Annotated in this window: 21 protein-coding genes; 6 read left to right on the top strand and 15 right to left on the bottom strand. The window is 57.2% G+C overall.

The features are described 5' to 3' along the window. Nucleotides 1-71 precede the first annotated feature (71 nt). The 15 genes from HDG39_RS20700 to HDG39_RS20630 form a co-directional block, all read right to left on the bottom strand. Nucleotides 72-260: a hypothetical protein gene (locus tag HDG39_RS20700; RefSeq protein WP_018424911.1), complete on the bottom strand. Its 189-nt coding sequence runs from the start codon at nt 258-260 to the stop codon at nt 72-74. Between the two features lie 11 nt (nt 261-271). After that, nucleotides 272-790 carry a hypothetical protein gene (locus HDG39_RS20695; RefSeq protein WP_260328112.1) on the bottom strand — a complete coding sequence of 173 codons (519 nt, stop codon included), beginning with the start codon at nt 788-790 and terminating at the stop codon, nt 272-274. 98 nt (nt 791-888) lie between these two features. Further along, nucleotides 889-1,083, bottom strand: coding sequence for a hypothetical protein (locus HDG39_RS20690; RefSeq protein ID WP_184008160.1), 195 nt, complete (start codon nt 1,081-1,083; stop codon nt 889-891). Between the two features lie 11 nt (nt 1,084-1,094). Next, complete coding sequence (locus HDG39_RS20685; RefSeq protein WP_184008158.1) at nt 1,095-1,607, bottom strand: hypothetical protein; 513 nt, start codon at nt 1,605-1,607, stop codon at nt 1,095-1,097. A 71-nt stretch (nt 1,608-1,678) separates the two neighbouring features. Next, a complete protein-coding gene (locus tag HDG39_RS20680; protein ID WP_311666936.1) occupies nt 1,679-2,851 on the bottom strand; it encodes a mandelate racemase/muconate lactonizing enzyme family protein in 1,173 nt (390 codons plus the stop codon). 67 nt (nt 2,852-2,918) lie between these two features. After that, nucleotides 2,919-4,256: an MFS transporter gene (locus tag HDG39_RS20675; protein WP_184008156.1), complete on the bottom strand. Its 1,338-nt coding sequence runs from the start codon at nt 4,254-4,256 to the stop codon at nt 2,919-2,921. 34 nt (nt 4,257-4,290) lie between these two features. Continuing rightward, nucleotides 4,291-5,853 (bottom strand): FAD-dependent oxidoreductase, encoded by a 1,563-nt coding sequence (locus HDG39_RS20670; protein WP_184008154.1) that lies wholly within the window; start codon nt 5,851-5,853, stop codon nt 4,291-4,293. A gap of 50 nt (nt 5,854-5,903) precedes the next feature. Beyond that, nucleotides 5,904-6,968, bottom strand: a complete 1,065-nt coding sequence (locus HDG39_RS20665; protein WP_260328111.1) for a Rieske 2Fe-2S domain-containing protein — start codon at nt 6,966-6,968, stop codon at nt 5,904-5,906. 240 nt (nt 6,969-7,208) lie between these two features. After that, nucleotides 7,209-8,054 carry an amidohydrolase family protein gene (locus HDG39_RS20660; RefSeq protein WP_184008152.1) on the bottom strand — a complete coding sequence of 282 codons (846 nt, stop codon included), beginning with the start codon at nt 8,052-8,054 and terminating at the stop codon, nt 7,209-7,211. A 44-nt stretch (nt 8,055-8,098) separates the two neighbouring features. Continuing rightward, the gene (locus tag HDG39_RS20655) at nt 8,099-9,202 is read right to left on the bottom strand and encodes a zinc-dependent alcohol dehydrogenase (RefSeq protein WP_184008151.1); all 1,104 of its coding nucleotides are present in this window, start codon (nt 9,200-9,202) and stop codon (nt 8,099-8,101) included. A 27-nt stretch (nt 9,203-9,229) separates the two neighbouring features. Continuing rightward, nucleotides 9,230-10,024 carry an amidohydrolase family protein gene (locus tag HDG39_RS20650; RefSeq protein ID WP_184008149.1) on the bottom strand — a complete coding sequence of 265 codons (795 nt, stop codon included), beginning with the start codon at nt 10,022-10,024 and terminating at the stop codon, nt 9,230-9,232. Nucleotides 10,025-10,031: 7 nt separating this feature from the next. Next, nucleotides 10,032-11,285, bottom strand: coding sequence for a Rieske 2Fe-2S domain-containing protein (locus HDG39_RS20645; protein WP_184008147.1), 1,254 nt, complete (start codon nt 11,283-11,285; stop codon nt 10,032-10,034). 64 nt (nt 11,286-11,349) lie between these two features. After that, entirely contained in the window at nt 11,350-11,655 is a 306-nt protein-coding gene (locus HDG39_RS20640; RefSeq protein WP_184008145.1) for a hypothetical protein, read from the bottom strand. A gap of 9 nt (nt 11,656-11,664) precedes the next feature. Continuing rightward, nucleotides 11,665-12,897, bottom strand: a complete 1,233-nt coding sequence (locus HDG39_RS20635) for an acyl-CoA dehydrogenase family protein (protein WP_311666941.1) — start codon at nt 12,895-12,897, stop codon at nt 11,665-11,667. Nucleotides 12,898-12,921: 24 nt separating this feature from the next. Next, nucleotides 12,922-14,064: a WD40/YVTN/BNR-like repeat-containing protein gene (locus tag HDG39_RS20630; protein WP_184008143.1), complete on the bottom strand. Its 1,143-nt coding sequence runs from the start codon at nt 14,062-14,064 to the stop codon at nt 12,922-12,924. 237 nt (nt 14,065-14,301) lie between these two features. On the opposite strand from HDG39_RS20630, the gene HDG39_RS20625 reads away from it, so the two are divergent. From HDG39_RS20625 to HDG39_RS20600, 6 genes are read left to right on the top strand one after another with little or no spacing between them, the layout of a single operon-like run. Then, complete coding sequence (locus HDG39_RS20625; protein ID WP_184008141.1) at nt 14,302-15,258, top strand: PDR/VanB family oxidoreductase; 957 nt, start codon at nt 14,302-14,304, stop codon at nt 15,256-15,258. 59 nt (nt 15,259-15,317) lie between these two features. Beyond that, a complete protein-coding gene (locus HDG39_RS20620) occupies nt 15,318-16,331 on the top strand; it encodes an amidohydrolase family protein (protein ID WP_184008139.1) in 1,014 nt (337 codons plus the stop codon). A 26-nt stretch (nt 16,332-16,357) separates the two neighbouring features. After that, nucleotides 16,358-17,359, top strand: a complete 1,002-nt coding sequence (locus HDG39_RS20615; protein WP_184008137.1) for a DODA-type extradiol aromatic ring-opening family dioxygenase — start codon at nt 16,358-16,360, stop codon at nt 17,357-17,359. Nucleotides 17,360-17,372: 13 nt separating this feature from the next. After that, on the top strand, nt 17,373-18,035 hold the full coding sequence (locus HDG39_RS20610; protein ID WP_184008135.1) for an RraA family protein: 663 nt from the start codon (nt 17,373-17,375) through the stop codon (nt 18,033-18,035). 2 nt (nt 18,036-18,037) lie between these two features. Further along, on the top strand, nt 18,038-18,715 hold the full coding sequence (locus HDG39_RS20605; RefSeq protein WP_184008133.1) for an RraA family protein: 678 nt from the start codon (nt 18,038-18,040) through the stop codon (nt 18,713-18,715). Next, complete coding sequence (locus HDG39_RS20600) at nt 18,712-19,383, top strand: 4-carboxy-4-hydroxy-2-oxoadipate aldolase/oxaloacetate decarboxylase (protein WP_184008131.1); 672 nt, start codon at nt 18,712-18,714, stop codon at nt 19,381-19,383. The genes HDG39_RS20605 and HDG39_RS20600 overlap by 4 nt, the downstream gene beginning before the upstream one ends. Nucleotides 19,384-19,432 lie beyond the last annotated feature (49 nt).

Genomic DNA, 19,432 nt, shown 5'->3' with positions numbered 1-19,432 from the left:
CAGGATCGACGAAATAAAAAAAGCCCGGAGTGTTTGTCTCCGGACTTTTTTTATTTCAGCCAGATAGTGGCTTAGGCTTCGCCTCTGATCTTGTCGCGGATGAGCACGAAGATGAAAAGCAGCCAAGAAATGCCGAGACCGAAGTAGTCGAAGTTGCGTAGGGGACGGTAGTCCGCCCAACCCCAACCCGTCGAGCCGTCGATGGCCAGCAACGTCAGCGCGATACAGATGGCAATTGCGATCCAGGTATTCTTTTTCATGCGAAGGCTCCTTAAGCTGACTCTTTTTCTTCGACGGACACGCCGACCAGGCTCGGGTTGGTGTTCATCAGACCACCTTTACCCTTCAGGCTGAAACCCTTCCAACCCTCCCACAGCCACATCGGATTCAGGCTCGGACGGAAGCATGCCGCCATGTAGCCGCTATACGCGAGCAGCAGCAAACCGTTCATCAGTAGTTCTTGCGGGCCTGAAAACAATTGACGCGGCGTTGCCGAAATGAACGTGTTCAGCCAAAAAATCGTGACGGTGGTCGGCATCTCGAGAATCAGCGTCAGCAAGACAAAACGGTTCGTCAGAAGCAGAAAACCATAGATCGCTTCCATATATTTGATCCAGTGATACATACCGATTGCGTCGGCACCGGCCAGATATTCACCAGCGAGACCCGGAACCATCGGTACATAACCGTCGATCACGAATCGAATGCCGGAGAAGAAAAGGTGTGCGCCAAAATAGAGGCGAAGCCACGTAATGACGTACTTCCAGGGGGAAGAGTTAGCGCTTTGCATAGGGATATTTCCGAGAATTTAATGCGACACTACGACAAAATATGCCTGAGGCAGGTATATCACAAAGGCGGTGGTCTAGACCACCGCCTGAGATCCCGTTAGATGATGCCTTTGCGACGATCGCGAATCAGAACAATGATGACGCAGATCCACGGAATGGCCAGGCCGAACATATCGCGTGCACGCAATGCCCGATATTCGGTATAGCCCAGTCCTGTGGAACCGAAAAATACCCAGCACGTCATGATCACGCAGCAGGCAAGGCCGATATAAAGATTCCGATTGCTTTTCATGCACGCTCTCCTTACGCGACATCGCCCGATACTTCAACTGTCGATGCCGATTTAGCACCTTTACTCAACCTCGCGTGCTCTTTCCAGACATCGACCTTGAAGCCTTCCCATAGCGCGAGGGGTTTGTTGGGCTTAAACACACTCGCCATGTATCCGCCATACGCCAGCAGAATGAGGCCATTCATCAGCAGCTGATTCGGGCCAGAGAACAATTGACGCGGAGTTCCCACGATGAAAGTATTGATCCAGAAGATCGAGATCGATGTCGGGAACTCGAGAATCGCACCGAGCAACACGTATCGGTTCGTCAGCAGCAGGATACCAGCCAGCATTTCCAATGCCTTGACGGCAGAGAACATGTGAATGGCATCGAGTGCCTGCACGTATTGACCTGCGAGGCCGGGAATGAACGGAACCCAGCCTGTGGAGATATAGCGGAAACCAGACCACAAAAGATCGGCACCGAAATAGACCCGGAGCCAGAGTACCGCATATTTCCACGGTGGCGAATTAAGCCCCTGCATCGAATATCTCCTCTATCATTTTATGTTTATGCAACGCGGCGAAATCGAGTCCGCCGCCTTTTGCCCAGCAATTACGCCTCGACAACCCGATGCTGTTGTCCCGGCGTATGAATCCTGGCCAGTAACTCCCGATTCAATTCGAATCCGAATCCGGCACCTTCACTCGGATAGGCAAAGCCGCCACTAAAGCGCTGGCCACCGATCGCCAAGTCTTGATCGACCGGGATATCGTCACTGTTCCATGCCGCGTGAATCGCGAGCGGACCCATACTTTCGCTCATGAACTGGCATGCCCAGTCATTTGCGACCATGAGATGCGTGCTCGGCCCGGATTCGACGCCCGATCCGATCAGAGTGCTGCAAAACACGGGAATGTCGTACATGCGACATGCGGCCAGGAATCGCTGTGCCTTGACCAGCCCGCCTACCTTCTGAATCTTGAGAACGACACCATCGGCCGAACGACGCTCTGCGATTTCACGCAGATCGCCCAACTCTTGGGCTCCCTCGTCTGCGTATATCGGCGTGTTAATACGCTCACGCAGTTTGGCCAGGCTGTCGCGGTATTGATGCGCCAGTGGCTGTTCCATGAACGAGAGGTTGTATTGATCGAGGCGTTTCATCGTCGTCAACGCCTGCTCGTAGTTCCATGAGCCATTTGCGTCCAAGGTGATCTTGGCATCCGGCCCGAGCGCCGCTCGCACCTCGCGGACCGTAGCCACGTCGTTGTCGAACGTATGACGGCCGACTTTGAGCTTGAACGCCGAGAAGCCACTATCGCGAACTTGAATCGCCAGCTCTGCGACCTTTTCCGGCTCACCCGCCGACAAGACCCAACCGAGCGGAATCTTCTCGCGAGTGCGGCCACCCAACAGACTGTAGACTGGCACGCCCAAGGATTTGCCCTTCAGCTCATGCAGCGCACAGTCGACCAACGCCTTCGCCTGATTGTTGTCGCGGGCGAGTTGATCCATCATGCCGACGATCTTCTCGATATTGCTCGGATCTTCGCCAAGCAGGATTCGCGGCGCGAAAACATCGGAAATCATTGCCGTCATGGATGCCTGACTTTCACCGCGATACCACGATGACGTATCGCCCGATTCCGCATAGCCGACGAGACCGTTGTCAGCAGTAATAGCCAGGAGAAGCGTATTCAGGCGAGTGATTGTGACGTTTGGAAGCTTAATCGGCTTCTTCAGTGGCATCGAAATCGGAATACACTCAACGCGGGTAATCTTCACTTGATTTGAGCCTCTTAAGAATTCATAGAAAGGCACGTCAAAAATGACGCGCCGCGACAACTACCAGTTATCGCACAACCGGCCGACGCAATGCACTGCAGACGCGGATCAGCAGAACCACTGCCAATGCGACAGAGACCACGTAGCAGATGACGAACGCGGCGCCAAGTGCATTCGGACCGTCGAAGAATTTTGCGACGAGCGCCACCACGGTAGGGCCGAGTGCCAAACCCACGAGATTCGTGATCAAGTAATAGAGGGCGGTGATTTTGCCCATCATGTTACCCGGCGTGAAGTTGGCATTCGTTGCACCGCCTGCCACCGCGAACATCGCAAACATGAACATTTGGATGAAGTAAAGGATCATGCCCGCGCTCATCGTATGGACAAGCGGGAAGCATGCCGTAGCGATTGCCGCGATTGTCGTTGTGACCGCCGCCACCCGAACAGGCGCATCGACCATACCGCGCTTGCGCAGCCAGTCTGCAATACTGCCGCAGATCAACAGACCGAGTGGGGAAGCGAGCAGTGCAACGCCGCCGATCGCCTTACCGATTTCCGGACGCGCAACATGTAGCGTGCGAGCGATGATTTCCGGAAGCCATGCCATCTGCGAACCAATGGCAATACCGTATAGACAAATCGCAGTCCAGAGTTGAAGGTACACGCCACGATTCTTCCATACGAAGCACATGGTCTGCTTGTACGTCACCTCGGAAGTATCGGTCTGGAAGCGACGCACCGGCTCACGCAGCAGCCAAAGCAGTATCGCGAACGGAATCCCAATGATGCCCGGAACCAGCAGCACAAAGTGCCACGGCTTCATGCCACCGACGAAGGGCAGGTTATCGAATGCGCCTGCCGATGCTGCCTTCAACAGGACGGCACCGAGAGCCAAGGACAAACCCGTACCCAACATCGGCCCGATATTGTAGATACCGAAAGCAATACTGCGACGATGCGGCGGAAATGCGTCACGAATCATCGACTGCGATCCGGGAGCCAACGCCGATTCACCGACACCTAGACCAACACGCGTCGAGAACAACTGGAGATAGGTCGTGCTCAGACCACACGCCATCTGAACGACCGACCATGCCATGATCGCGGCGCCGAGAAGCGTCTTACGCTGGTACTTGTCGACCAGTATGCCCATCGGAATACTGAGCACGCTATACAGCAGCATGAATGAAAGGCCAAGCAACAAACTGACCTGAAGATCCGAAATTCCGAGGTCTTCCTTAATCGGCCCGACGACGAGAGCCAGCGCGCCGCGATCGATAAACGAGATGACGTACGTGGCCGTCAAAACGAGAAGCATCCACCATGCACCTTTGGACGTTTTTATGTTTTCCACGTTGTCGACGGGTGCCGACTTCACTTGCAGTTCTGCGGTCTCGCTCACGACCGTGTCTCCTTGAAATTATCCGTATAACTATTTAGCGACTTTCCCGCACCTCACTGTCGGCGAGCGCGGTCTTTGCCGCAGTCACGCCGGATACGATGAATTCGGCGATGTCACCCATCGAGTTGTAATACGGACCCCATAGCGACCCGCACTCCCCGATTGCATAAAGACCGTCAATCGGCTTGTCCAGGTGATCGAGAACACGCTGACCTGCGTCGTGCTTCGGACCTCCATGCGTGTTCAAATAGGTCGGCAGCATCGGCCCGATCGCGTAGTACGGGCCTTCGTCGTTGAGCGGCACGAGGAACGTTTCGCGACCGCAGTCTTGATCGAAGTTGTTCCGGCACTGATCGTTGTAACGCTCGACCGTCTCGCGAAGTGCGGCCGGATCGAGGTGGCCGGCCTTGCACACGCCCTGGATTTCTGGCCACTGGCACTTCAACGCCAGTTCTTCGAGGGTATCGGCCTTGACGATCAGGCCTTCTTCGAGTTCCTTGAGGTTGTCTTGCGACCACGGCGGCACACGCGAATTCAGCGTCGTCATTGCTGCACCACCTGCACGGACCTTCTCATCGAAGATGTGGAATGCCGGCACGTTCGTGAATTCCGGGGTGCCCGGCGTCGTTGCCAACCATGTATCGCGGTTTGCCAATCCGTGTTGAACAACCGACGTATCCACCGTTTCGTTATGGAAGCGCTTCGCCTGTCGGTTCACCCACAACAGACTGCCGCCGTCCTTGAAGGCACCACTTTTGTAGCCGAAGCCCGCGATCTTGTTCAGATCGTACGTCACGTAGACGTAGCCTTCCTTCGTCTTGATGCCCATGTTTAGCGGGCCCGCTACGGCATTCATGTGCCAGAGTTGCGCACCAACTTCCTGCGCCATGCGAATGCCGTCGCCGGTCAGATTCGGGCTACCAAGGAAGTAGATAGGGCAAGCAGTCAGGAACTGTTTGCACATGGCATCGTTGGCCTCGAAGCCGCCGCTGGCCAACACTACTGCCTTGCGAGCGCGAACCGCAATCGTCTTGCCATCATGTTCGGCTTCAACGCCGAGAATCCGTTTCGTCACCGGCTGCTGAACCAATTTGGTGACGCGTGTATTACACTGGACGCGCGCCCCCGCCTTCTCCGCTTGTGCGGAGATCGCATTCCAGAGGCCCGCACCGCCCGGTGCGGCCACGACACTCATACCCTTGATGCTTTCCCCGCCCGGAGCGCCCGGGAATTCGGGAAAAAATCCCGGTGCCGAGAACGGCTGCGGGTTGTCCTTGAGCGGCAATTCGAGTTTGTGCTGCCACGCCGGTATGTTCTTGAGACTCGAAACGAAATGGCGAAGAATGCTTTCATCTGTTTGGCCTCCACATAGCCAATTCAGATATTTGAACGACTCTTGTTCATCCACGGAGGTCATGATCAGACCACCCGCGACACAGACCGAGTTGCCGCCGCCCTGCACACCCTTTTCGAGAATGAGCACGTCGGCGCCTTGTTCAGCGGCTTCGAATGCAAACACCGCGCCTGCCCCGCCGTAGCCGACAACAACCATATCGGCTTGCCCATCCCATTGGGGTTCGGTCCAGTTCAATTCCATTTTCGTCATTCCGTGTATCTGAGGAAACATACCAGCGCCGTGCGATGTACCTAGGCTGCGGACGCAGCAGCGGCTCGTTCGGCCTCTTCCGCCGAGCGAAGACCGTTGTAGATTTCGTTGTAACGCAGCACCGGCTGATCCATCACCAACATGATCATCCTGCGATCCGGCACTTTCGAGATCGTTGCCTGCTGCGTCTCGATGATTGCCTTGTCTTCAGCGAATGCTGCTTCGGCGATCGCGAAAGCGTGATCCGCCAAATCGGCGTGGTCGTGATCCGGACCGAAGTTGTAGAAGAACATCGATTCCGTATCGTTGATCGGCGTGATCATCTGGCATGTGCAACGGCGGAAAATCGGCTCTTCCGCGGGCTTGCCATCGACGAGACGATCTTGAACGCCCGGCGCGTAGGAATGGATCTTGAGGATGAAGACCCCCGGTACCAGGAACGTGCTGACCACGTTGTCGTCGGAGGGAACTTCACCGAAGTAAGGATTCGATTGGCGGCCCAAGTGCCAGCGGTCAGCAATGACGCCACGCTCGATCGTATCGATACCGCGTTTCGCTTCGCCATCCTTCTGAATCTTGAGCGACACCTTGTTGTTGGCGCCGAACGTCGCTTCGTGAACATAAGGTGCGTGCGAAAGGTCGAGCAAGTTATCAGCGACAATTTCCGCATTGCCCTTCCATACCTTCTTCGAGCATTTCATCGCGAAGGTAGCGCTGTCCGGACCTTCGATCGGTGGAATCAGTGCGGGATCGGCCTTTGCAGCGTCACCCATCCACACCCATGCGGCACCATGCTTTTCTTCGATCGGGTAGCTACGAACGCAGACCTTCGACGAGATGCGATCGGTGCCCGGGATTTCCGTGCAGCGTCCATCCGCGGCGAATTTCAGGCCGTGGTACATGCAGCGCAGTTCGTCACCTTCCTTACGGCCGACCGACAGCGGAACCAGGCGGTGCGGGCACAGATCTTCGAGTGCTACCAGCGTGCCGTCTTCCTTGCGATAGAGCGCCAGTGTCTCGTTCATCACCGTGAACGGGACAATATCAGTAGCCGAGAATTCGCTCGACCATCCAACCATATACCAGCAATTCCGGAGGAATTTCATTTTTCAGTCTCCTGAGAAAGGAATTGAGAACGGATAAATCGAGAACAAGGCGCGGCACAATCGATCACCAGTTTGCGCATCTGACCTACTAGACTTAACCGGATCAGCATCCTATATAGTATTCAATTGCGTATTCTTTACATCATATCCCGTTGCTCCCCGCGACATGAACCGGGATAACCCTGAAATGCAAAAAAACGGCGTTTAACTGCTGGAACGCCGTGCATGCTTACAACTTGATTAGCTAAAGTAGACGCGTTCAGCCGTCGTATGCAGGACCTTCTGCTGATCTTCAGCCGACAGCGTGGCCACTGAGTCCTTGGCCATCTGAATCATGTCCTTGTACTCGCCCTTCGACTGAGCGATGTCTGAGCCCCACATCACACGATCGGCACCGAACGAACGCACCACCCGCTCAACAACCGGCGCGGACGGCAGGTCGAGCGCCTTCAACTTGCCGAGGTTGATCATGGAGTACAGCAGGAAGACGTTCGGGCTGTCCACGAACTTGAGCAGTGCTTCGTCCACACCGTAGTCGGGCTCCGGCCCTTCGACGACGATATTCGAGAAGTGATCAAGAATGACCGGCGTATTCGGGAACTCCTTCACGACGTCCTGGAGTGCTTCGAGTGCAACCAGACGATTCCAGCGATAAAAGTGCAGGCGCACCGAGCCGCCGAGATCGGTCACTGCAGTCCAGGCACGACGCGCTTCCGTTGACGCGAACCAGCTGCTGTCTGCACCTTTCTTCGGCTCCGTCAGACGAATGCCGACCGACCCGCGCTCGCCGACCCAGTATTTCACCGTTTCCTCGACGTTCGGCGCCAGTGCGTCGAGCATGCACAGCGAACGCAGACGATTCGGGTATTTCTGTGCCGAATCCACCACGTAGTCGTTATGGAAGCCGTACAGGTGCGCACGTTGCACCGCAAGCGCCTTATCGATACCCAATGCGTCGAGCAGCTCGATCAAGCGCTCGGCGGTCACGGGGTTGTCGAACGCGTTTTCTTCGAGAACACCGCTCAGCGGCGACGGAGGATACTTCTCGCGGTCGGTCGAAATCAGGTGTGCGTGGCTGTCGATCATGAGGTTACCTTTATAGAATTCAGTTTAGCCAGCGATATGCGGCGTTATTTCCAAGGGTCCACGCACACGTGGATCGCACCTTGAATCCCCCGGCCTGCGGTAGCCAAAATCGCGTCGTGGACCTGCGACAGGCCGAATGTGTGCGAGCACACTTCGTCGATCGGATAGCGGCCCGAGCCTACATAGCGCAGTGCCAGTTCGACAGCTGCGTAGCTACGGCCCCGCGGTGCACGAACCGTCAAATAGCGCTTCTTGATCTCGCCGATGGGTACGTGCTGCTCCAAGCCGTTCAGGCTCAAATAGGCGCCCTTTGCCGCCAGTGCGATCGACTGCTTGACGATCTCGCCCTTGGGGTCGCCGGTCGTATCAACCACGACGTCCACGCCCCGTCCCTTCGTGATACGCATCACTTCGGCTTCGAGGTCTTGCGTTTCGATGTTGATTGCGTAGTCGGCGCCCAGGCGCAGCGACAGATCGAGACGGCTTTGATCGCGTGTCATGCCCGCGGAAATCACCGTATATGAGCCTGCGGCCTTTGCCGCCAGTACGCAGCCCAAGCCCTGCTGGCCCGGTCCCCACACGAGTACGACCTTACCGGGACCTGCGCCGCCGTCGAGACATGCCCACTGCACGCCGTTACCGAACGGCACCGCCAGCGTTGCGTGCGTGGCCGGCATGTCTTGCGGAATCACGTGCATCACCGTGTTAAGCGGCAGATGCATATACTGCGCATAGCCACCCCATAGGTGCGGTGCCTTGTTGGCGGTGGACATACCAAAACGATCGGTATTCAGTCGGTCTTTAACGTTGAAGAAATCGACTTCCATACATAGACGGAAATCGCCCTTCATGCACCATTCGCAGTTCCAGCACGGAAGATATTCGTGAAGAGCAACCCGGTCGCCGGACTTGACGCCCCAACGCTTCGCCGCGACCTCACCGACTTCTTCGATGGTTCCGACGTTTTCGTGGCCCATGATGACCGGAACGTGACCAGCCTTACGGTACAGCTCGGGATCGCTGCCGCCGACGCCGCTGGCTTCGATGCGCAGAATTCCGGTTTCAGGCTTAACAGTCGGATATTCGAACTCACGGATTTCCGTGGTTTCGACATCCGTCTTGACTGCGGCCAGTACCTTTTTCGTCATGTGTTTGTCTCCTACTCGTCTTCGATCTCAAAGTTTCGAAAATATGCGACGTGCGTTAGCGCCAAAGATCGCGTTGAGATCCTCATCAGGTAATCCGTTGAGTGCAATACGGGTGAGTTTCAATGCATTGCCGTAACCTTCGCGAGAACTCACGACGGGGAAATCGGAACCCCACATCAGGCGATTCGTGCCGAATGCAGTTACCGCCTCGTGGACAAGCGGTGACGTCGCGTCCCCGAAGGGACGGCCCAAATGACATGTTTTCGGGTCGCGAGGCATCAATTCACCGAGCCCCGGGACTTTCAACATGACATTCGGGTAGGCCGCGAGTTTGAACACCTGGCGACGAATAGCGAACTGCTCATCCGTCGTGACAGGCGTGCTGGTGCCGCCCAGGTGTTCGAGGACGACAGTCGTCCCTGCCAACTTCGCGACCAGCTCGATAAATGCCGGCGCGTTGAATGCTTCCGCCGATCCCACACAACTGACGGGCAGTCCAGTTGCCTGAACTGCACGCCACGCTTCCGGAAGCCGACCGCCCGGAAGGCACGATGACGGGCGAAGCCGAATACCGGACACGCCTTCGCGCGCCAGGTTTTCGATTGTCATTGCAACGTCCGGGGCGTCGACATCAACCCAAGCCACGCTCGACAGACGGCCCGGATATCGCTTGACGCAGTCCTGCTGGTATCGGTTATCCGTCTGTCCGATCATCTGAGTGAGGATGGCCATATCAACGCCATACTCAGTCATTTGGTCGATCAACGTCTCGACAGGCTCATACCAATGAGGCGAAACGTGCGCGTGACTATCAACGATCATGTCAACCTCAGGCCTTCAGCGCGACGTCCGGATTGAGGGGCACTTCTTCCTTCCACGTACGGTCGTTCGGGAAGATCACCGTCGAAGCGTGAATCTGATTCCACGGAATTGTGTTTCTCAGCACGCTCGGCAGTTCGCCGCTTTCTGCGTAAGCACGAGCCGAACGGATCATCTGACGGCGCCATGCAACGACCGCGACGTCCGACGTGCCAAGGTGTTCCTTTGTGCGATCGAGGATGCGTCCCTGCGTTTCGCTGACTGCGTGGTCCTGCGTCAGGATGCCCTTGATGCCCGACATCGACGACGTCTTCATCGCTTCACGGTCCTGCTTGTACCAGTTGTCGATGTTCAGTTCCTTGCGGAAGTTTTCATCGAGCCAGTGACCGCCTTCCTGAATACGATATTCGATATCGACAGGCTGCGTTTCGTCGAAGAACCACTGGATGTGCCACGTCGATTCGTCATCGCGCGGAACGAATGCATTCGCCATGCGACGGTTTTTGCGGACGCCGAAGCCATCGGGCGGGATCAGTGTGAAGAACGGCAGGATCACTTGCGTGACACGGGCGTGCAGCTTCCCTTCCTCACGGAAGTTGCGGACGCCGGCGTAGCGCAGGCCGTACAGGGTGTATTCGACTTCGATCTTCGGACGCAGATCGCGTTCATGTTCGTACTTGGCCGGTGCTGCCCACGGTTGCTCGCGGTGCAGGATGCCCGCGTGTGCGGAGTCGATGGTGCCTTCGACGGCTTGAGCATAGTTGCAGTCTTCGAGAACCTTGAAGGCGGCAACTTTCTCCGCTGGGTACGACAGAAAGTCGAAGTCCGGGAATTGCGGGACTTTCGCCGGGTCGCCCATGTACGTCCAGATCACGCCAGCGACTTCACGAATCGGATACGCCACTGCCTTGATACGCGAGCACAGCTTCGAATCTTCGGGTTCGGTCGGAGTGTCCATGCACTGGCCATCGACGTCGAACTTCCAGCCGTGGTAGAGGCAACGCAGACCGCCTTCCGAGTTGTCGCCCAGCGCGAGCGACGCACGACGGTGCGGGCACTGTTCTTCGAGCAGGCCGACGTTTCCGTCGCTGTCGCGGAATGCCACGAGGTCTTCGCCCAGCAGACGCAATCGCACGGGCTTACCGCCCGGCTCGCTGATTTCCGACGCCAGCATCGCCGGAATCCAGAATTGACGGATCATGTCGCCGTTCGGCGTGCCTTTACCAACCTGGGTCAGTACGTCGTTATCTTCGCGGGAAAGCATGGGGTTTGCTCCTAAATTTCTTTATCTGTGAATATGCGTGGGATGCCTGCTCTCCCCACTAGCCTTAAACGAGTTCGACGGCCTTCAGCAGTCGATCACGCGCGTCTACGGTGTTGCTGTCGTTGCCAATGAAATCGTGCGCTTCGACAATCAGTTTGCGCAGAGCAAAAAGGTTCGCCAGTTCCGGCGCATTCGAGCCCTTCCGTTCAGCGGCCCTGATATCGCTATCGAGCACCCGCCAGACTTCATCGAGTTCGGATTCGCGGTAAACCATGTGTTCGAACGTACTAGACTTCTCCACGCGCCCGATCAGTTCGCGCAGCGTTTGCGGCGAGTAATCTTCGATCGAATGAATGTCATTCACGTCCATAGCTAATCCTTATTTCTTGGTACCAAAACCGAACGGCGAAGGCGGGAGGCCGAGCGCCTGGCGACCAAAAGCAGTCAGCGCCGAATCCCAAGTGAAAGCGAAATGCTGCGCTGCCGAATTGACGTCGCGCCAAATACGTTGGAGTTCCGAAGCGTTGTAAATGCTGGTGCCGCCAGCCGCTTCGAACACGCTGTTGGCCGCGCGACGCGCGGTTTGAGCCGAATACGCCCAATTGCGCGGAATACGCGACCATTCGAGTGCCGTCAGCGATTGCGCGCTTTCTGCCGTATCGATGCGGCGCGTGTCTTCGAGAATCAATGCATAGGCCGCGTCGAGGTCCGCCGTCGCATGTGCCAGGCGCTCGAGCGTCGCCGACTGTTCTGCCATCTGTTCGGCCGGCATTGCCTGGAGACGCGGCGCCAAACCTTCGCCGAACGACCGGAGTGCTGCGCGCGCGATGCCCAGCGGTGCACCGATGAGCGAGAACGGCGTTACGTTCTGGAACGGCATCCGGTAGATGGGTGCACGCATTGCGTCAGCGCCTTCGACGTTGCCCGTCATCATGTCTTTGACCGACACAGAACGATGCTTCGGAATGAACGCTTCCGCGACCTTGATCGTGCGGCTACCGGTGCCACGCAGGCCAGCCGTGTGCCAATCATCGACAATTTCGATATCCGAACGCGGAATCACGAAGAAGCGCGGTTCAGGCGGGCCGTCCGGACGCTGCATGGCGTTTCCGATGATGACCCATTGCACGTGGTCGATACCCGAACAGAAGCGACCGTCGCCATTCACGAGTTTGTAACCGCCGTCGACTTCGGTAATCGTGCCGCCCAAGCGGAACACGGTCGCCGTCAGTGCATGGCCTTCGCCAAGCACGTCTTGCTGTGCTTGCAACGGAAACAGATTCAACATCCAGCTATGACCGGCCAAAACGCCGAACACCCAACCCGTCGAGCCACAGGCCGATGCGATTTCTGCCGTAACTTCGACCAGCGTCGTAAAGCCCAATTCGGAACCGCCAAACGATTTCGGCGTAATGATGTTGAAGAGACCCGAATTGCGGAGTGCATCGATCGTTTCTTTGGGCACTACGCGATCGCTTTCGGTCTGTTTGACGCGCGAACGAATCGCATCATGCAAACCACGGGCGATATCAAGGGCTTCCTCGCGGAGGTTAATACGGCTCAAGACATTCTCCTGGTAGGACTTGCTGCCGCGGAACAGAGCCCGGCGCACAAAATAGTTCTGTTTACAAATCGGTCAGTGTTCGTTGCGACCGTAACGACCTTCGACGTTCACACGCTCCTTGGCGTCGAGGAACCAGCGATAGTGACCGCCCTTCGAGATCGGCGGGACATCGTCGGAAACGAGGTACCAGCTTTCGCCATCGTTTTCCGTCGCATAGATTTCGCCCGTTGCGGTACCGGCGATGAGCATGATCTTGTCATCCCAATGGTGCAGACCCATGCCCTCGATGTTGCCGATCACTTCCTCGGGCAAACCATTGCGCATGTGTCCCCAGGTAACGCCACCATCGGTGCTCTTGAGAACAGTTGCGTTCGCCGACTTACGGACGCCCCAATCACGCGGTGCGTTGCCCGGCCCACCGAGATACAGAACGTTTTCGTTGCGTGGGTCGATGAACATGGCGTCGGGATAACCGATAAGGTCTTGACGCGTCATCAGATGAACCCAGGTTTCGCCAGCGTCTGCGCTGTAGTGCAGGCCTTCGCCGCCGCACATGAACATCTGCTTCGGATTCGACGGGCGAATTACCACGCGGTGGTTGTCGTGGTAGAACTTGTCGTTTTCCGACTCGTACGAACGCGGTTCGGTCCACGAATTGCCGTCGTCGGTGGTCTTGAGAAGTGCGCCCTGTTCAATACAGACATAGAGCGTTTCCGGTTCGGCCGGGTGAAACGAAATGTTCTTGACGTGTGCAATATGCGGGGGCGGCGGAAACGTCCACTTGTCCTGGTCCGGCACCGTCATCATTTCGGGGATTTCGACCCACGAAGCACCCAGATCGTCGCTGCGATAGAGCGCGGACGGCTCGGTGCCCAGGAACAGGACGGTCTTCCCGTCGCGCTCCTGCTGCGCCATCGTATAGATATGCGTGCTACGCAGGCCATTGCTGGCCGGTTCCCACGTCACGCCCAGATCCTTCGAGACCACGAGACTGCCTTTGCCGTGTGCGCCCGCGAACAGCAGGCCGGCATTCGGAACATAGAGCAATGCGCTCACGTGGCGATCTTCCAGCGTCTTGCGCGTTAGTTTCCACGGGGTACTCGTGTCTGCACGCTCGAACACGAGCATGCCGCGAATCGTAGCAACCAGCAGCGTCGTTGCCGCGCCATCACCGTGCGTAACGGTCCCACCGTTGGTGGTCAGAACTGCGATCATTTCTCCTCCGTAAGGGAATACCCCATGTGATGTCGCCTGTTTTGCTCCGAAGAGCCTTTGACTTTTTTCTGTCTAGCCCAAATAATATGCAAAAAAGAATTACACGTCAAACGGGTTGAAAGAAACTTTCGATGATTGGTGATTGCGATGCAACAAGCCGGTACCTGAGGACGCGTGATGTGTAATTCTTGCGCGCCATTTACGGGGTTCCGTGCGTTCTACGATTTTGGAGGTGACATGACTGAAGTTAATGATGTGATGACTCTGCGCCTAACAGCGAGTCAATATTTGGCACGCAACACGCTAGCTCTGACATTTGAAGATCCCGAAGGCGAGCGTCTACCCGCCGCCGACGCGGGTTCGCACGTCGCACTCATCCTGCCGAACGGATTGACGCGTCAGTACTCCCTCCTTGAGTCCAGCAATAGCCTGATGCAGCGTTCGTACGTCATTGGCGTCAAACTCGACCCGCAGTCGCGCGGTGGCTCCCGCTACATCCACGAAACGATGCGTGTCGGCGACCTCGTGCAGGTCGAAACCCCGCGCAACAACTTCCCCCTCGACGAAGACGCTGAGCACACGGTTCTGGTTGCCGGTGGTATCGGGATCACGCCTATTCTGTGTATGTCGCGTCGCCTGAAGGAAATCGGAAAGTCGCCGCGTATCTATTATTCGTGCCGAGACCGGGTTGACGTCGCCTACGCCGAAGAATTAAAGACGTTCGAAGGTTCGGTCGTTCACGTCGATGCCGAAGTCGGCGCATTCCTCAATATCGCGGACGTCGTGAAGCAGGAGCCGGCGTCGGCCCACTTCTACTGCTGCGGCCCCGGCCCGATGCTGGAAGCATTCGAAAAGGCCTGCAACACGTTGCCCCCGGAACAAGTCCACGTCGAGTACTTCAGTGCCAAACACGAAGCGGCACTCGACGGCAACTTCGTCGTTGAGCTGTGTAAGAGCGGCAAGACGCTGACAGTCCCACAAGGTAAGACGATTCTCAGCGTCGTGCGCGAAGCCGGTGTGCCGATTTCATACTCGTGCGAAGAAGGCGTATGCGGTGCATGTGAAGTCCGCGTGCTGGAAGGACAGCCGGACCACCGCGACGCCATTCTGTCAGAGCCCGAAAAGGCTTCGAACAAGACGATGATTATCTGCTGTTCTGGCTGCAAGGGCGATCGTCTCGTCCTCGATCTATGAGAAACACCTCTGCGCCTATAGCGCGTACCCCATCTCACGTTAATCCAGGAGACAAGTAAGTGATTATTGATTGCCACGGCCACGTAAGCGCACCCGCAGAATTGTGGGTCTACAAGGCACACATTCTGTCGCATCGGGGCGAACACGGTCGCAAGATGCCGGAGGTGACCGACGAGGAAATCCTGCACTACGCCAACAAGAAGGAAATGGCGCCGGTTGGCCACCTGGACATGCTCGACCGCGTCGGCACGAACGTCCAGCTGATGTCGCCGCGTCCGTTTCAGATGATGCACAACCAGAAGCCGGGCAAACTCGTGCACTGGTTCACGGAGGAAACGAATAACATCATCTCGCGCACGGTCAAGTTGCTGCCGAAGCGTTTCATCGGCATCGGTGGCCTGCCGCAAGTGTCGGGCGACCCGATCGAAGTCGTCCTGCCGGAACTCGAACGCTGCATCAAGGAACTCGGCTTTAAGGGCGTCCTGCTGAATCCGGACCCGTTCGAAAACAGCGGTACTGAAGCACCGGGCCTGGGTGACCGTTACTGGTACCCTCTGTACGAAAAGCTGTGCGAACTCGAGGTACCGGCGCACATCCACGCTACTGGATCGCATTCCGCACGTACACCGTACACCGTTCACTTCATTAACGAAGAAACGATCGCGGTGTTTAACCTCGTCAATTCGAACGTCTTCAAGGACTTCCCGAATCTGAAGATCATGGTGTCGCACGGCGGCGGTTCGATCCCCTACCAGATCGGTCGCTTCCAGTCGGGCGCTTCGCGTGCCGGCCGCGATTTCCTCGACGGCATGCGTAACCTGTATTACGACACTGTGCTCTACTCGGAAGAATCGCTGCGTCTGCTGATCAAGACGGTTGGCGCTGACCGCTGCATGTTCGGTGCGGAATGCCCGGGCGTGGGTTCTGCCACCAATCCGGACACCGGCCGCACGTTCGACGACATCAAGCCCTACATCGAAGGCTTCGACTGGCTGTCGCAGGCAGAGAAGGACGCGATCTTCTTCGGCAACGCTCGCGACTTCTTCAAGCTCAACCTCGCCGATTACGAATGATCCCGGCGCCCACAGGACTCTAAATCATGGCAAAAATCGTATTGGGAATGGGAACGTCGCATGGCCCCATGCTCATCACGCCACCTGAGACCTGGGGCGCTCGCGTCCCCGATGATCGACTGAGCAAACATGACTTCGAAGGCCGGGAATGGGCCTTCGATGAGCTCGTCGAATATCGGCGTAGCGAAAACCTCGCGGAACAGATCACGCCCGAAAAGTGGAAGGAACGGCATGCTCAGTGCCGTTCGGCGATCGAGGAAATGGCGCGGGTGCTGGCAGAAGCGAAGCCTGACGTCGTTGTGATCGTCGGTAACGATCAGATGGAAATCTTCACGACGGATTGCATCCCCGCGTTTGGCGTCATGCACGGCCCTACGATCGTGAACAACATGATCAGCCACGATAAATTGATGCAAATGCCTCCGGGCGTGCGTCATTCGATGCCGGGTTACAAGCCAGAAACTGCCACGCATGAAGGTGTTCCCGAACTCGCAAAGCACATCATCAAGAGCGCGATTGCCGACAACTTTGATGTGGCCGCGCTCAGCCGCCTGTCGGAAACGGAAACGCCGCATGCATACGGTTTCGTCTTTCGCCAATTGATGAAAGATCAGGTCGTTCCGACCGTCCCGGTGTTCGTCAACACGTTCTATCCGCCGAATCAGCCGACCGTGGCACGCTGCCACGCATTCGGCGCTTCGATCGCTCGCGCAATCGAATCGTGGGATTCGGACGCGCGCGTGGCTGTCATCGCTTCCGGGGGGCTGACCCACTTTGTCATCGACGAGCGCGTTGACAATCTGATACTCGACGCGATGAAGAAGCACGACCTAACCCCGGTATTCGCGTTGGGCGAGAAAATCTTCCAGGCTGGCACCTCGGAGATCAAGAACTGGATTCCCGTCGCCGGCATGATGGATGAACTTGGCTTCGACATGACGGTGGTCGATTACGTGCCCTGCTATCGCAGCGAAGCCGGTACTGGCAATGCGATGGGCTTTGTGTACTGGAAGCCCCAGACCGAATAAGGAATATCAATATATGGCAACCAAAGACGAATATGTCCACCGCCTTCGTCGGTTGGACTGCTGCGCTGTCTCGGACGCACTCGACAAACTCGGCTTGTCCGGCGTCGTGAGCGGCGTCGCCCAAGCCTCAGGCTCGAAGCGCATCGCCGGTCGCGTTATCACGATGAAACTCGGTGTTGGCGATCCGCCTCCGGGCCCACCGCGTCATCTGGGCACCACCGCGATCGAACTCGGCGGCTCCGACGATGTGATCGTTGTCGAGCAACGTACCGGTATTGAAGCCGGTTCGTGGGGCGGCATCCTGTCGTTGGGCGCCAAGGTTCGCGGTATCGCTGGCGTGATCGCCGATGGTCCGGTTCGCGACATCGATGAATCCCGCGAGATGGGACTGCCGGTGTTCACGAATAAGTTCACCGCCCTCACCGCTCGTGGTCGTATCGTCGAAAAAGGTGTGAACGTCCCGGTTGAAGTGTTCGGGGCTGTAGTACAAGCCGGCGACTATGTGATCGCCGATAGCAGCGCCGTGATCTTCATCAGCCAGGCAAACATCGCCAAGGTGGTCGAGACTGCCGAATCGATCGTGGCACGCGAAGCCTTGATGGCGAAGGCCGTATTGGCGGGCACGCCGATCCATGAAGTCATGGGCGGAAACTACGAACTTATGCTTAAGGATTAACCATGTCGGAAATCGAACAAGACAAGAACGTTGCGCGCGCAGCGAAACTCGAAACGGCCACCCTGAGCGACGCACTGGACCGCCTGAGCCTGAACGGTCAGTGCTACAAGATCAAGCCGCGTGATTCGTCGTTCCGTATGGCCGGTCGGGCATTCACGATTCTCTACGGCCCGGCCGCATCGCCCGCAGGCACCGTGGGTGACTTCATCGACGACGTTTCGCCCGGCTCGGTCATCGTCCTCGACAATGGTGGTCGCGAAGACGCAACAGTTTGGGGCGACATCCTCACGGAAATCGCGCATCGTCGTGGTATCGCCGGTACCGTGATCGACGGCGTCAACCGCGACGTACACCTCTGCCTGTCGCTCGGCTACCCGGTTTTCTCCAAGGACAACTGGATGCGAACGGGCAAGGACCGCGTTCAGGTCGAAGCCACCAACGTTCCGGTGAATATCGGTAACGTGCGTGTTGCTCCGGGCGATCTGCTGCGCGGTGACGCTGACGGTGTGATCTCGATTCCGAAGGAACACGAAGAGCGCGTGCTTGCTGCTGCTGAAGAAATCGATGCCGCCGAGAAGGCAATCCGTGAGGCCGTTGCAACAGGTATGCGCCTGGACGAGGCTCGCAAGCAATTCAAGTACCACCAACTGCAAACGCGCCGGATCGGAGAAGAAGCATGACGGGACCGGTTTTCAATCGTCACGAGACCACGCGTCTCGACATCCGGAGGCCGGACATCACTCTGGTCAACGCCGCCGCAAAACTGCCGGCAGCAACGCTTCACGAGGCAGCCGGAAAGATCGGAGTCCTGCCTTATGAAATCAAGCCTGTCGCGCCCGGATTCAAGATTTGCGGCCCCGCTGTGACGGTTCATGCGCCCGGTGGCGACAACCTTTGGCTGCACCGTGCGATTTACTCAGCACAAGCAGGTGATGTCCTGGTCGTCTCCGTGAGCGAAGCCTATGAACACGGGTATTGGGGCGAAATCATGTCGACGGCCGCAAAAGTTCGCGGGCTTGCCGGTCTGGTCATTGACGGCTGTGTTCGCGATCAGCGACTGCTGTCGGAGATCGGGTTTCCCGTTTTCGCTCGCGGACTTTGTATCCGTGGTACAGGAAAAGATTTCGGTGCCACAGGTTGGATCAACGCACCGACTCGATTCGACGACGTGACGGTAAATGCCGGTGACCTGATCGTTGGTGACGAAGACGGTGTCGTGTGCATCCCGCGCGAGCGAATTGCCGAGGTGATCACTGCATCGGAAGGACGCGAAGCAGCAGAAGCACAGCAGATGAAGCGACTCGAGGCGGGCGAGAGCACGCTCAGTATCTTCGGGTGGGACCAGTAAGCCGGCCGAGACTGGCGGGTCGATTGCTTGAGGTGGTGTCCCTAAGGAT

It is taken from the genome of Paraburkholderia lebeckiae, from assembly GCF_014201005.1.
Lineage (GTDB): Bacteria > Pseudomonadota > Gammaproteobacteria > Burkholderiales > Burkholderiaceae > Paraburkholderia > Paraburkholderia tuberum.
Note: the sequence above shows the minus strand (reverse complement) of the source record. Positions and strands in the feature narration are given on the sequence as shown.